This window comes from Nocardia sp. KT25-26, from assembly GCF_056627695.1.
The window spans coordinates 4749489-4763123 of the sequence record NZ_CM152813.1 but is presented as its reverse complement, the minus strand read 5'-3'; the positions used below and the strand labels follow the sequence as shown (position 1 = coordinate 4763123).

Here is a 13635-nt window from a genome sequence, read left to right as displayed (position 1 = left end):
CTGTGATTCAGTGCGGGGAGGGCTCGTCGCTGCTGTTGCGGTCGCCGACGTAGCCGAGCAGCGCGGCGTCGGTGGCGGTGAAACGGTCCACCTCCTGACCCCCGGTGCACTCGAACAGCCCGATCGTGACCGAGCCGGGGCGGCGGCTCAGCACCCGCCAGATCGCGCCGGCGTCTTCCCACCGGCGCAGGGCCGCCACCCGGTCCTCGGTCATCGCCGTTCCCGGTAGTTCGCGGCCACCAGAGCCAGGCAGCCGGCGGCGACGGCGGCGGTGACCAGGTACATGGCCGGATAACCGAACCCGGCGCGGCCGTGCAGTGCCGACAGCAAGGCCGGGACGCCGAAGCCGAGGTAGCTGATCGAGTAGAAGACCGCCGTCAACCCGGCCAGCTGCCTCGGGGGCGCGATCCGCTCGATCTGCTGTAGTCCGGCCACCAGGCCGATGCCGTAGCCGCTGCCGAGCACCATTGCGGTGAGCAGTGTCGCCCATACGGTCAGGGTGGCGGCGGTCCACGCGGCGAGCAGCATGCCGATGGTGAGCAGGATCAGCGCCACCACCGCACTGCGGGCGGTGCCCGGCAGGTCGATGCGGCGGGCGAGGGACTGGATGGTGAATCCGCAGCCGAGGGTGACCATGGTGACGAGTGCGGAGAAGGCGATCGGCGCCTCCGGGACCCGGGGCAGCATCAGCGTCGGCAGGACCGCATAGGCGGTGGCGTTGGCGGTGAACAGCCACAGTGCCACCGGGATCGCGACGGTCCGGAACCGGGGATGTGCGGCGGCCGGGATCCGCAGATCGTCGCGGAGCCGGCCCGGCGCAGCCACCGGCCGGACCGTCTCCGGCACCTGCCGCAGCCATCCGGCGGCACCCAGGCACAGCACGATGTTGACCAGGTAGGCGGCCGAGTTCGGCAGCGGGGCCCACTGGGCGAGCAGGCCGGCGACACCCGCGCCGAGAGCGAAACCGCCGGTCAGACTCATTGCCGAGCGGCGCGCGCCGGTGCCGTCGGACAGCTCCTTGAGCCAGCTGCCACCGACCGCCATGGCGAGACCCAGCGCGGCCCCGGAGAGCAGTCGCCCCGCCGCCAGCATCGGTGCCGACCCGGCACCCGAGGCCAGGAGCAGCGATCCGGCGGCGGCGATGATCGGCGCGGGCAGCAGCAGCGGGCGCCGTCCCCAGCGGTCCGAGAGCGGCCCGCCGATGAGCAGCGCGGGCACGATACCGAGGACGTAATAGAAGAGCAGCAGGTCGACGGTGGTCGGGGCCATCCCCTGGCCCTTGTACATCACCAGCAGCGGGGTGAACTCGTTGCCGCCCCAGGCGATGGCGAAGATCGCGGCGGCGACGCCGAGCCAGCTGCGGGTCGTGGTCGCAACGCCCGTGCCGGGGCGACCGGTCGTCAGGGTGGCCGTCACTGACCCCATCTTAAACGGCAAGTTTTCATGCACTACGGTCGGCCCATGCGGCTGCACGTTGGATGCGCGATGTGGACCCATCCCGACTGGCAACCCCGGCCGTCGTCGGCCGGTGCGCGGCTGCGCAGCTACGCGGCCCACTGCAATGCCGTGGAGGGCAACACCACCTTCTACGCCACCCCGGCACCGGAGACGGTCGCCGGATGGGCCGAGCAGACGGATCCGGACTTCCGTTTCGTGGTCAAACTGCCCAAGCCGATCACCCATGAACGGCGCCTGATCGAGACGCAGCCGGAGCTCACGGCATTCCTGACGGCGATGGCGCCGCTGGGGCCGCGCCTGCACGCACTGTGGTGCCAACTCCCCGCCACCTTCGGCCCGGGCGATCTGGGTGCGCTGGCCCGGTTCCAGCGGGCGTTGCCGGATGGGCTGCGCTGTGCCGTGGAGGTTCGCCACCCGGCGTTCTTCACCGATCCCGATGCGGCCACCCAGCTGGAACGCGTCCTCGGCCGGATCGGCGCCGAATGGGTGCCGTTCGACACCACGGTGCTGTTCGAACGGGCGGCGCAGAGCCCGGCCGAACTGGAGGCACGTGGGAAGAAGCCCCGGCTGCCGCGGCGGCTGCGTGCGCTGACCGAGTTCCCGATCGTGCGCTATCACGGTCCCGACGATCCGGAGCGCGCCGTCGCCGGTTGGCAGCCGTGGGTGCATACCGTCGCGGAGTGGCTGCGCGAGGGGCGCTCGCCCACGATGTTCCTGCACACCCCGGACAACGCCGGATCACGCATCCTGGCCCGGCGGTTCCACGCCGAAGTCGCCGCGCTGGTACCGGGACTGGCTCCGTTGCCGGACCCCGAGTCGGTTGCGCCGATGACGTTGTTCTGAAACTGGTCGCCTGACCTGGGTTTTCGCTCTTTACGACGCTGTCGGGGCGTGACATGCTGGTGCCCGCAAGGGGATCGGGTGGGCAGGAGGGGATCGATGGGAACCGAGGACATCTCGTTGTCACCGGCGCCGTGCTGTGAGCCGCCGCTGGAACCGCACCGGCCGCATGCGGCCCGCAACGCCACGGCGCGACCGGCGATCGGCTGTCGTACCGGTCGTGGTGCGCAGCATTCGTTCGGTGTCCGGCGGGCCGGCCGCCCGGCGACTGGGGCGATGAGCGGGAACGGCCGCCTGCCCGGCTGTACGAGCTCGGCCGGGCACACGGGAGAGCGTGTTGCGCAGGTTGCCGCTGCGACGTGCGGCCCACCCTCCGAAGGAGCAGTCGGACCTTCCGGGGCTGCATCGGCACCCGACCGGCACCGGGACGAATCGGAGTCTCCCGCAGCGCAGTTCACTCGTCGGGCGCTGCGGATAGTGCTCGAGGTGCTGGATCGCCGCCGGGGTGCGGGGCAATTGCGAGCCGTCGCCGATCCGAAGGTGGTGGCCGCGGTGCAGACCTTGGTCACGCAGGACCTGGTGCCGGGATCCGGGCTCGGTTCCGCCGCGCTGACCCGGGTGTCGACGGTGCCGATCGATCCGCGTACCGCGGAGATCTTCGGCGGATATCAGCGCGGTGACCGCCGGTTCGCCTTCGCGGGCCGGATCCGGTATCGCAGGGGTTCCTGGCAGTTGATCTCGCTGCGCATGCGCTGATGAGGGGCGGTCGGCGTTACTCGGGGCGCGCCCCGGGTGTGCGTCCGAAGTCGGGATCGTCCGGTACCCGCCTGGTTCCGCAGGACAGTTCGGTCACCAGGTCCGCATAGCCGCAGCCCAATTCGTACAGCCGGTGATGGGCGGCGCGCAGTTGTTCGTCGGCGCCGTTGGCCAGGGCCGAATAGGTGAGGGCCGCGAATTGGGCCATTCGGTCCACCACCGCGCCCAGGCTTTCGGTATGCATCGGCGCCCCGGCCTGCGGGCGTGGGGTGCGTAGGTACACCCAGCGGTCGATTTCGCAGACCAGGCAGGCACGGTGCCGGTCGATCTCGCCGATATCGCCCGGTCCCACCAGCGCCCGGCGTTCGTGCAGCCCGGAAAGCTCGTGTGCGGCGTCGAGCATCGGGTCGGCACAGTCCACCCCGCCGCACACCGCTTGCACCATCACCTCACGCCCGGGCAGCGGCCGGACCGCGTCGTCGGGAGACCGGTCACTGTCCGCGTTCACCGCACCATTACCTCCGCCCGTGAGTGGTCAGTGGGCGCGCCGGCGCCGGGCTCCCGTCTGACATTCGGTCTCGGTCCCGGCGCGGATGGTTCTCCCGCCGGTCCGGAGCATCCGGCAGAGCCTCCGAACGCGGCGCGGCGCAACCGGATCCACCGGTTGCGCCGCGTGTGTCGGGAAATCGCGCCGGTCAGAGGCTGCGGGCGATGATCTCCTTCATGATCTCGTTGGTGCCCGCGTAGATCAGCTGCACCCGGTTGTCGACCCACATGCGCGAGATCGGGTACTCGGTCATATAGCCGTACCCGCCGAACAGCTGCAGACATTCGCTGGCGACGTTCATGGCGCGATCGGTGCACCACCACTTGGCCATGGCGACCGTCGGGATATCCAGCTCACCCACGAGATGCTTGTCGATGCAGTCGTCGATGAACACCCGGGCGATCCGCGCCTCGGTGGCGACCTCGGCCAGCTTGAACTTGGTGTTCTGGAAGCCGAACACCGGACGGCCGAAGGCCTCTCGCTCCTTGGTGTAGCGCAGGGTGTGGTCGAGCGCGACCTCCATCCCGGCCACCGCGCCCATCGCCACGATCAAGCGCTCCTGCGGCAGCTGCTGCATCAGCTGGATGAAGCCCTGGCCTTCTGCGGTGCCGAGGAGATTGGTGACCGGGACCCGGACGTCCTCGAAGAACAGCTCCGAGGTGTCCTGGCCCTTCTGGCCGATCTTGTCGAGCACCCGGCCGCGCCGGAACCCTGCCCGGTCGGCCTCGACCAGGATCAGCGAGATGCCGTTCGCGCCCTGGGTGGTGTCGGTCTTGGCGACGACGATGATCAGATCGGCCTGGCTACCGTTGGTGATGAAGGTCTTGGAGCCGTTGATCACGTACTCGTCGCCGTCGCGCACCGCCTTGGTCTTGACGCTCTGCAGATCGGACCCGGTGCCGGGTTCGGTCATGGCGATCGCGCCGACCACTTCGCCGGTGGCCATCTTCGGCAGCCACTGTTTCTTCTGCTCCTCGGTGCCGTAGGCGAGCAGGTAGTGGGCGACGATGCCGTTGTGCAGGCTGACACCCCAGGCGGTGTCCACGGCGCGCGCCTGCTCCTCCATCAGTACGGCCTCGTGGGCGAAGGTGCCCCCGCCGCCGCCGTACTCCTCGGGGATCGAAAGGCACAGCAGACCGACCTCGCCGGCCTTGTTCCACAGGTCGCGATCGACGTGGTGCTGGTCGATGAACTTGTCGATATTGGGGGCGACTTCCTTCTGGAAGAAGGCGCGCGCGAGCTCGCGCAGCGCTTCCGTATCCTCGTCCATCCAGCTCGACCGGTAGGCGGCCATCGAGTCTCCTTCGGCTCGGTACAGCGCTGCCACCCCCGTGGCTGCTGAAGTCACAGCTCACCAGGGGTGACGAGTAGTTACATGCACATTGTGGCGCAATATTGGCGAAGTGACAATAGCCGGATGGTGGTGAGCTCGACCGGCCGGTGGGCGTGCGTGTCGCCGGCGGCGCGCCGACGAGTCCGGGCGCGTCGGGCAACTCCGTTTCACTGGAGCGTGTGAATGGACTATGAATGGCGTGTGCCGTTCACACGTGTGGTCATCAGCCCGCTGTCGCGAAATCCGGCTGGGGGTTCGCGATGACGATCGAGCATTCCGTCGACGAGGTCGCCGACGACGTCACCGAACTGGCTCAGCGGGTCGAGAAGGCCCGGGGCCGGCTCGCGTACCAATTCGACCCCGCGCTCACCGAAGCCCTGTCGGAATCCGAGCTGCGGGCCGAACGCGAACTTGCCGAACGGATCCGGGAACAGGACCGCGAGCAACGGTGGAAGCAGACCCAGGCACAGGCGGCCGCTTCCGACCGGGCCCGGCAGACCACCGAAGCAATCGAGAAGGCCGACATGCGAGATCTGCTGGTAGCCCGCAGGGCGATCGCCGCACAGCGACGGGAGTCGAGCCCGCACGCGAAACTGGCTTCGCTGTACCGGCATCGCTCCTGGTCGCTGCGGGCACTGGCCGGTGTCGTCGCGGCCGGCATGCTCTGGTCGGCGGTCAACGTCCAGCAGAACATCGCACCGGGTGGGCCGACCGATCCGCTGTTCTGGTTCAGCTACCTGCTGGAAGCCATGATCAGCGTCTGCCTGATCATCATCATGGTCGGCACGAACAAGGTGGCCGAATGGGGTGTGGTCGGCAACCGGCAGCAGGTCGCCCTCGCCGAGGTCGCGCTGCTCGCACTCACGGTCACGCTGAACACCTATCCCTATGTGCGCGACAGCCTCTGGTACGACGCTGCGGTACACGCGGTGGCGCCGGTGATGATCGGTGTCGCCCTGCTGATCCACGATGCGGTCAGTGCCCGTTACGGGCTGGCGATCGCCCGGGCGACCGAACAGGTTCGCGGCCTGCCCGATCCGGCCGAGGAGATCCTGAACCGGCCGGCCGGTACCGCGGCCCGCATGGAGTACCAGCCGCCGACCCTGTCGGCCGCAGTCGCCGAGCAGCCGGCCATCACCGCGAAGCCCGCTGCGGCCACCGAAACCGCCGCCCGGCCGAAGCAGCGCAGCAGCAAGTCCGGTGCCGGTAAGGCATCGACTGCCGCGACGGCCGGCTCCGACCGGGGTAAGCCGGACCGGGAGCCGTCCGTGGTCACCAAGGATCTCGGCGGCGCCGACGAGCCCTCCGATATTCAGGCCCGGGTCGATCGGGCGCTCGCCGAGATCGATTTCGGTTACGAGGCGGTGCAGCCCACGAATATCTACGACACCGGACAGTTCCGGATCGCGGAGAGCCTGGAGCAGGAACTCGCGGAGATGCGCGAGTCCCGGCGCAAGGCCCGTAAGGAGCGCACCGGGTCCTGATCGGCGCGGTCAGCCGAACAGCCCGCCCAGCATGCCGCCGTTCTGCCCGGCCTCCTGGCCACCTCCGGTGCCGCCGATGAAGCCGCCGGGCGGAAGCTCCGACGGCTGCACGATCACGAAGCCGTGCCCGGCGAAGGACAGGGTGATCCGTTCGCCGGTGCTCCGGCCCAGCAGGGTGCCGATGCCGAAGGAATCGTTGCGTTTGATGCCGGTCTGCAGGCTGGACGACCAGGCCACTGCCGCCTGTGGATCTGCGTAGGTGGGCTGATCGACATTCAGTACCACGGGTGTTCCTTCGGTGGTGATGGCGATCCGGCCGCGGCCGGTGAACACGCAGTTGAACAGGCCGGCATTGCTCGAATGCCCGGCGGCGCCCTGCACCCGCCGGATGTCGTAGCGCAGGGTCGAGTCGAAGGCGAGCACATTGGCACCGTTGATGGTCAGCCCGTCGGAGCCGTCCAGGTCGATCAGGTGGACATCGGCCGCATTGTTCGCCAGGAACAGGTCACCGCGGCCGCTCACTTTCATCAGTGGCACGCCCTCGCCGGTCAGGGCCTGCTGGATGGCCCTGCCGATCCCGCCGGAACCCAGCGCCTCGAAATGCATATCGCCCTGGTAGGCGACCATCGAACCGGCGCGGGCCATCACCTCACCGTTCATGCCGACCTTGACCATCTTGCTGCCCTGCTTCTGGATGCCGAAGCCGTTCACCTCGGAGTGGGCGGGATTGAACAGATCGCTGTGCACGGGCTGAGCTCCTTGCTGATGGGTGGTCGGTGCGGGAGAGGAATAGGCCGGATTCGGGGCGGCCGGCGGGGCCGCGGTCGGGGCCGCGTGCACGGTGGGTGCGGTACGGCTCGACGTCGCCGGGGTGCGCGCCGTATCGACCGGCTCGTCGTCGATGTGCACGCCGAAGGCGGTGGCGATACCCGCCAGGCCGTTGTCGTAGCCCTGGCCGACCGCACGCACCTTCCAGGCGCCGTTACGACGGTAGATTTCGACGCACACCACGGCGCTCTCCGTGGTGAGCCCGGCCATCGGGAAGGTGAGGGTCCCCTGCGGGGTGGCGATGGCCGCCACCGGCGCGGCACCGGCGAAGGTCGCCGGTCCACGACCGTCGAGGCTCGCGGTGACCGCCACCCGTTCGATATCGGCGGGCACGGCACCGGTATCCACATCCACCACATCCGGCGCGCCGTTGCCGTGCCGGAGGGTGACACCGGGACCGGCCGGCTGATTGAAGAAGACGAAATCCGAATCCGTGCGTACCGCACCGTCGGCACCGAGCAGCAGCGCTGATACGTCAACCGGGAAATCGCAGGTCACCGTGACTTGCATCCGGTCTGCCGGAGCGGGGCGATTCTCGCCTCGGGCAAGCTCGTTCACGCCGCCTCCTCCTCGGCGCCGGTACCGGCGCGTGGTAAATGGTTCATGAACTCGATGGTGCCCCGGCGTGCCGAAGCCTCGCTACTGGCGTAGCGTTCGCACCCGAGCGGAAAGATGTCGATCGGTGAACCCGCGATGTACACGGGGGAACGGATCGGCACGGACACGACCGAGGGGCGGTGGTCCGGTGCAGGCGGACCGCGAGGCGTCCTTCGGCGGAACAGAGAAGGATGGTCGGATCGTGGGAAACGATGTGAAGGGTTCGCGTCGGGGCGCGCGCCGGGTGGCTGCGGCGGCGGTCGCGGCGTTGGCGCTGGCAGTATCCGGCTGTGGACTCGGCGGAGACGGGGCCGCCGCGGTGACCTACGAGGAAGCCCAGGAGTCCGGCAAGATCAAGGTCGGTTTCGCCAACGAGGCGCCGTGGGCCTACCGGGACGCCGACGGCGAGCTGACCGGGTACGCCCCGGCGGTGGCGCGGGCGGTGCTGAAGAACCTGGGTATCGATGAGATCGAGGGCGTGCTGACCGACTTCAGTGGCTTGATCGACGGCGTCAACGCGCAGAACTACGCCTTCGTCGCTGCGGGAATGTTCATCAACCCGGAGCGGTGCGAGAGCTCCGATTTCGCGATCCCCGACTACCAGGTCGGTTCGTCGTTCATGGTGCCCGAAGGTAATCCGCGCAATATCGACAGCTTCGACGACATCACTCGCGAGAACGTCCGGATCGCCACCCTCGGTGGTGCCGTGGAGAACGGCTACGCCGAGGAGTCCGGTGTTCCCGGTGAGCTCATCGAGCCGATGGCCAAACAGGACGACATCCTGCGTGCGGTGGAGAACGGCGACGTCTACGGGGCGGCACTGCTGGACGTGACCAGTGAGTGGCTGGTCAAGACCAGTCCGAACGCCGGTCTGGAGACCACCGAATCCTTCCAGTACGGTGACCGGCCGGATGTCGGTACCTTCAACTTCCGCAAGGACGACGACCAGTTCCGCGAGGACTTCAACCGGGAGCTGCGCAAGCTGCACGAGAGCGGCGAATGGCTGGAGCTGGTGGAGCCGTTCGGCCTGACCGAGGCCAACGAGCCCGATCCGGCGGCGACCACCGAGCAATACTGCACCCCCTGATACCTGATGTCGGACAACTTCTCGATCTATCTGGAGCGGATTCTCGAGGGGCTGCCCTTCACGCTGTGGGCGACGGTCGGCGGTATCGCGCTGACCGTCGTCCTCGCCCTGGTGGCGGGCGTCGCCATGCTGTCGAATTCGCGGCTGGTGCGCTTCATCGCCCGGGTCTACGTGGAGGGCCTGCGCGGTACCTCGGAGGTCGTTCAGCTGTTCTTCTTCGCCGTGGCGATTCCGATCTTCATCGGAGTGTCACTGGGGGCGACCGATCGTGGTCTGCTGCTGATCGGCATCATCGTGCTCGGCCTCAATCACGGGGCCTACGGCGCCGAGGTGGTGCGCGCCGCCATCCAGGCGGTGCCCAAGGGGCAGGTCGAAGCGGCGATCGCGGTGAACCTCACCAAATGGCAACGGATGCGCCGGGTGATCCTGCCGCAGGCCGTGGTGGAGATGCTGCCCTCGTTCAATAATCTGTTCATCCAGCTGCTGAAGGGCACCGCGCTGCTGAGTTTCATCGCAGTGCCGGAGATCTTCCACAAGGCGGACGAACTGCGTGCGGTACCGGCCTTCTCCCGGGAACTCGGTGTCATCTACGGCATGCAGCTGGTGGTGTATCTGCTGATCGCCGTGGCGATCACCCTCGTGATGCGGGTGCTCGAGCGGGCGGCGGTGCGCTGGTCGGGCCGGCCGATGCCGAGCCGGGACCGTAGCCTGTCGATGGGGGTGTCCACCTGATGGGAAAGTGGAATTGGGACCGGTTCTTCGAGGCCTTTCCCTACATCTGGGACGGGCTGCTGGTCACCATCCAGTTCACCCTGCTGGGCTCCCTGGTCGCGTACGCGCTCGGCCTGATCTTCGCGTTGATCCGGCGGTCCGGGGTTCCGGTGCTCAGCCAGCTGGTGTGGGCATTCGTCGAGTTCGTGCGCAGTACACCGTTGCTCGTGCAGATCTTCTTCCTGTACTGGGTGGTGCGCCCGGAGCTGCTCGGCGGGCTGGAGACCGACACCCAGCGGCTGATCGTGGGTGTCACCGCACTCGGTGTGCACTATGCCTGTTACACCGCGGAGGTGTACCGGGCCGGGATCGATGCCGTACCGGCCGCCCAATGGGAGGCGACGGTCGCGCTCAACCTGCCCCGCAGCCGCACCTGGACCGATGTCGTGCTGCCGCAGGCGGTGCCGCGGGTACTGCCGGCGCTGGGCAACTACACCATCGCCATGTTCAAGGAAGTGCCGCTGCTGTCGGCGATCGTCATCCTGGACATGGTGTACCAGGTGAAGACCAATCTTGCCGCCGATCGCGGTGGGGTCGGACCGGAGGCCTGGGCCGCCGTCGGCCTCACCTTCCTGGCGCTGAGCTATCCGTGTTCCCTGCTGATTCGAAAGTTGGAGAAACGTGCCGACCGAGCCTGAAACAACCGACCTCAGCAAACCCTCGGACCCAGCAGCCGAGCCGATGATCCGGTTCACCGATGTGCAGAAGCGGTTCGGGAACACGGTCGTCCTCGACGAGATGAACTTCTCGGTCGCGCCCGGTGAGTTCGTCACCCTGATCGGGCCCTCGGGCTCGGGAAAGACGACGATCCTGCGCCTGGTGATGACTCTGGAGAAGGTGAACGGCGGCACCATCGACGTCGCCGGGCAGTGCCTGACCCACGAGGAGAAGCGCGGCAAGCTGGTGCCCGCGGGTGAAGCGCATCTGCGGCAGATGCGGCGCAAGATCGGCATGGTCTTCCAGCAGTTCAACCTGTTTCCGAACATGTCGGTGCTGCGCAATATCACCGAGGGGCCGATCCGCAGCCTGGGCACCGACAAAGAGCAGGCCGAGCACCGGGCCCGGGAGCTGCTGGAACTGGTCGGGCTGAGCGAGAAGATCGACGCCCGCCCGACCCAGCTCTCCGGCGGCCAGCAGCAGCGGGTGGCGATCGCCCGGGCGCTGGCCATGGAACCGGAGGTGCTGCTGCTCGACGAGGTCACCTCGGCGCTGGACCCGGAACTCGTCACCGGCGTGCTGCACCTGCTCGCCGATATCGCGGCCGACACCGATATCACCTTCCTGTGCGTCACCCACGAAATGCGGTTCGCGCGCAAGGTTTCCGACCGGGTGATGATGTTCGACAGCGGCCGGATCCTGGAGACCGGTTCGCCGGAGAAGATCTTCACCGACCCCGACCACGATCGCACCCGGCAGTTCCTCGACGCGGTACTCGAGGCCGAATAGCACCCGGCACCGGCGCCTGCGTTGCCCATCCGGCACCGTAGGCGCCGTTGTGCTGTTCGGCGGGAGGTTCGCCGCATCTCATCTTCCGGTCACTCAGCCGTCACCTGGGCCCCGCACCATCCGCAGGATTCCCGTTTCCCCGGGAAGGCTCGACAATGATGAAGGGACTGGTTGTGGCCAGGATGAGGCAAGGGTTGCTGTTCGCAACCGTCGCGACGGTATCGGTGGCCGCGGTCGGCTGCGGCTCCGGAGAGTCCGACCGACCGGGCCCGGCGCCGGCGGCCGGGTGGGAGAGCGAGGCCGCGACCAGCTTTCACCGGCTCGGCACCTATCCGGTGGTGGAGAATCGTCCCGAGGGTGTGTCGGCTGAGGACGAGACGGTCGCGGAGATCTCCGACGTCACCGAGGACGGCAACACTCTGATCTACACCGACGCGGCGGGTAAGCGGATCGGGTTCCTCGACATCACCGACCCGGCCGCGCCGAAGGGCCTGGGTTCGGTGTCGCTGGAATCGCTCGGCCACGCCGACGACCAGCCGACCTCGGTCGCGGTAGCCGGTGACTACGTGCTGGTGGTGGTCGACACCACCGGCGGCGACTACACCGAACCGTCCGGCCGGGTCGATGTGGTGCGGATCAGTGACCGCACCAAGGTGCACAGCATCGACCTCGGCGGCCAGCCGGATTCGATTGCGATCAGCAAGGACGGCGTCTACGCCGCCATTGCCATGGAGAATCAGCGCGACGAGGAGTTCACCCCCGAAGGTGGCGAGGAAGGCGATCTGCCGCAGCCGCCGACCGGGTTCCTGCAGATCATTGCGCTCGACGGTGAGCCGGAGAACTGGGCCGCCGAACCGGTGCGTTTCGACGAGGACGCTGCCCGCGAAGCCGGATTGGACACTCCGGAGGACCTCGAACCGGAGTACGTGAGCTTCAACTCGCGCGGTGAAGTGGCGATGTCGTTGCAGGAGAACAACGGCATCGCCATCGTGGACGCCGCGAGCGGCGAGGTGCGCACCATATTCTCGGCCGGGTCGGTGACGGTCGACGGTATCGATACCGAGGACGACGGCACCCTCGATCAGACCGGATCGATCACCGACGCGCCCCGGGAACCCGATGCGCTCGCCTGGCTCGACGACGATCATGTCGCCACCGCGAACGAGGGCGACTGGAAGGGTGGCAGCCGCGGCTGGACCGTCTTCGATGCCGAGACCGGCGCGGTGGTCTGGGACGCCGGCAACAGCATGGAGCAGTTGGCGGTGGAGACCGGCCTGCACCTGGAAGGCCGAGCCGGCAAGAAGGGCATCGAGCCCGAAGGGATCGCGGTGGCCGAGTTCGGCGGCACCCCGATGGCCTTCGTCGGGTCCGAGCGGAGCAATTTCGTTGCCGTCTACGACGTCTCGGATCCGGCCGATCCGCAGTTCCGGCAGATTCTGTCCACGAACATGGGTCCGGAAGGCCTGCTGCCGATTCCGGAACGGAACCTGCTCGCGGTGTCCTCGGAGGAGGACGACGTCGAGATCGGGATGCGTGGTTCCGTGGCGACCTTCGGCTACGGTGACGAATTCGCCGAGCAGGCGGGCGTGCCGCAGTTCCCGTCGGTGGTTTCGGCCCGGGACGGCGCGACCCCGATCGGCTGGGGCGCGCTCGGGGCGCTGAGCGCGGACCCCGCCGCCGGCGACCGGCTGTACACGGCAACCGATTCCGCGTACGGCCCGGCGCGCATCCTCGGAATGGATGTGTCCACTGCGCCGGCAGTGATCGACACCGAACTGCCGGTCACCGAGGACGGCAAACCGGTCGAACTCGATGTCGAAGGCATTGCCGCCCGGGCCGACGGCGGTTTCTACCTCGGTGTCGAAGGTAAGGAAGGCAGCGAGAACGCCCTCGTGCAGGTGGCCGCCGACGGCTCCGTGGAGCAGCGGATCGCACTGCCCGAGGAGATCGCTGCCGAGCTGGGCAAGCAGGGTATCGAAGGCGTTGCGGTCCAGGGCTCGGGTGCCGACGAGGTCGTCTGGGTCGCCTTGCAGCGGGAACTGGCATCCGACCCGGCGGGGATCGCCCGGATCGGCAAGTACCTGCCGGAATCCGGTGAGTGGCAGTGGTACGGCTACCGGCTCGAGCAGACCGATACCGACGGTGACTGGATCGGCCTGTCCGAGATCGTCGTCGACGGCGATGATCTGCTGGTGCTGGAACGCGACAAGCTGCTCGGCCCCGACGCCGCGCTCAAGGCCGTCTACCGGGTCGCCATCCCGGCCGAGGACGGCGTGACCGGCACCGACGAGCCGGCCGTGCTGGACAAGCAGCTCGATCGCGATCTGCTGCCGGAACTGCAGGCCACCAACGGCTGGGTGCAGGAGAAGGTCGAAGGTATGGCGATCGCCGGGAACGGTGTGTTGTTCGTGGTCACCGACAACGACGGCGTCGACGACGCGACCGGTGAGACCGTGCTGCTTCGGTTCGATTCCTGACGTTGATCGCA

13 protein-coding genes are annotated in these 13635 nt (G+C 68.1%); 8 read left to right on the top strand and 5 right to left on the bottom strand.

What is annotated here, in order from left to right; all coding sequences use genetic code 11:
- Positions 1–7: 7 nt before the first annotated feature.
- Both AC1HFH_RS21575 and AC1HFH_RS21570 read right to left on the bottom strand, forming a co-directional pair.
- Entirely contained in the window at positions 8–214 is a 207-nt protein-coding gene (locus tag AC1HFH_RS21575; RefSeq protein WP_480244602.1) for a hypothetical protein, read from the bottom strand.
- Positions 211–1425, bottom strand: a complete 1215-nt coding sequence (locus AC1HFH_RS21570; RefSeq protein ID WP_480244601.1) for an MFS transporter — start codon at positions 1423–1425, stop codon at positions 211–213. Before AC1HFH_RS21570 ends, AC1HFH_RS21575 begins: the two co-directional genes overlap by 4 nt.
- Positions 1426–1461: 36 nt before the next feature.
- On the opposite strand from AC1HFH_RS21570, the gene AC1HFH_RS21565 reads away from it, so the two are divergent.
- Together AC1HFH_RS21565 and AC1HFH_RS21560 are read left to right on the top strand one after the other, a co-directional pair.
- A complete protein-coding gene (locus AC1HFH_RS21565; protein WP_480244600.1) occupies positions 1462–2301 on the top strand; it encodes a DUF72 domain-containing protein in 840 nt (279 codons plus the stop codon).
- Between the two features lie 483 nt (positions 2302–2784).
- Positions 2785–3054, top strand: a complete 270-nt coding sequence (locus tag AC1HFH_RS21560; protein ID WP_480244599.1) for an Rv3235 family protein — start codon at positions 2785–2787, stop codon at positions 3052–3054.
- A 16-nt stretch (positions 3055–3070) separates the two neighbouring features.
- On the opposite strand, the gene AC1HFH_RS21555 is transcribed toward AC1HFH_RS21560, so the two are convergent.
- Positions 3071–3562 (bottom strand): DUF4254 domain-containing protein, encoded by a 492-nt coding sequence (locus tag AC1HFH_RS21555; protein WP_480244598.1) that lies wholly within the window; start codon positions 3560–3562, stop codon positions 3071–3073.
- Positions 3563–3749: 187 nt separating this feature from the next.
- Complete coding sequence (locus AC1HFH_RS21550) at positions 3750–4895, bottom strand: acyl-CoA dehydrogenase family protein (protein ID WP_480244597.1); 1146 nt, start codon at positions 4893–4895, stop codon at positions 3750–3752.
- Between the two features lie 299 nt (positions 4896–5194).
- On the opposite strand from AC1HFH_RS21550, the gene AC1HFH_RS21545 reads away from it, so the two are divergent.
- Positions 5195–6418, top strand: coding sequence for a hypothetical protein (locus tag AC1HFH_RS21545; RefSeq protein ID WP_480244596.1), 1224 nt, complete (start codon positions 5195–5197; stop codon positions 6416–6418).
- Between the two features lie 9 nt (positions 6419–6427).
- On the opposite strand, the gene AC1HFH_RS21540 is transcribed toward AC1HFH_RS21545, so the two are convergent.
- Complete coding sequence (locus AC1HFH_RS21540; protein ID WP_480244595.1) at positions 6428–7804, bottom strand: AIM24 family protein; 1377 nt, start codon at positions 7802–7804, stop codon at positions 6428–6430.
- Between the two features lie 241 nt (positions 7805–8045).
- Between AC1HFH_RS21540 and ehuB the strand changes: the two genes are divergently transcribed.
- From ehuB to AC1HFH_RS21515, 5 genes are all read left to right on the top strand, one after another.
- Positions 8046–8930 carry an ectoine/hydroxyectoine ABC transporter substrate-binding protein EhuB gene (ehuB, locus tag AC1HFH_RS21535; RefSeq protein ID WP_480244594.1) on the top strand — a complete coding sequence of 295 codons (885 nt, stop codon included), beginning with the start codon at positions 8046–8048 and terminating at the stop codon, positions 8928–8930.
- Positions 8931–8936: 6 nt separating this feature from the next.
- Entirely contained in the window at positions 8937–9662 is a 726-nt protein-coding gene (locus tag AC1HFH_RS21530) for an amino acid ABC transporter permease (RefSeq protein WP_480244593.1), read from the top strand.
- Positions 9662–10339, top strand: coding sequence for an ectoine/hydroxyectoine ABC transporter permease subunit EhuD (gene ehuD, locus AC1HFH_RS21525; RefSeq protein ID WP_480244592.1), 678 nt, complete (start codon positions 9662–9664; stop codon positions 10337–10339). Before AC1HFH_RS21530 ends, ehuD begins: the two co-directional genes overlap by 1 nt.
- 43 nt (positions 10340–10382) lie before the next feature.
- Positions 10383–11147: an ectoine/hydroxyectoine ABC transporter ATP-binding protein EhuA gene (gene ehuA / locus AC1HFH_RS21520; protein WP_480247935.1), complete on the top strand. Its 765-nt coding sequence runs from the start codon at positions 10383–10385 to the stop codon at positions 11145–11147.
- 182 nt (positions 11148–11329) lie between these two features.
- Positions 11330–13624, top strand: coding sequence for an esterase-like activity of phytase family protein (locus tag AC1HFH_RS21515; RefSeq protein WP_480247934.1), 2295 nt, complete (start codon positions 11330–11332; stop codon positions 13622–13624).
- The last annotated feature ends 11 nt before the right edge of the window (positions 13625–13635 follow it).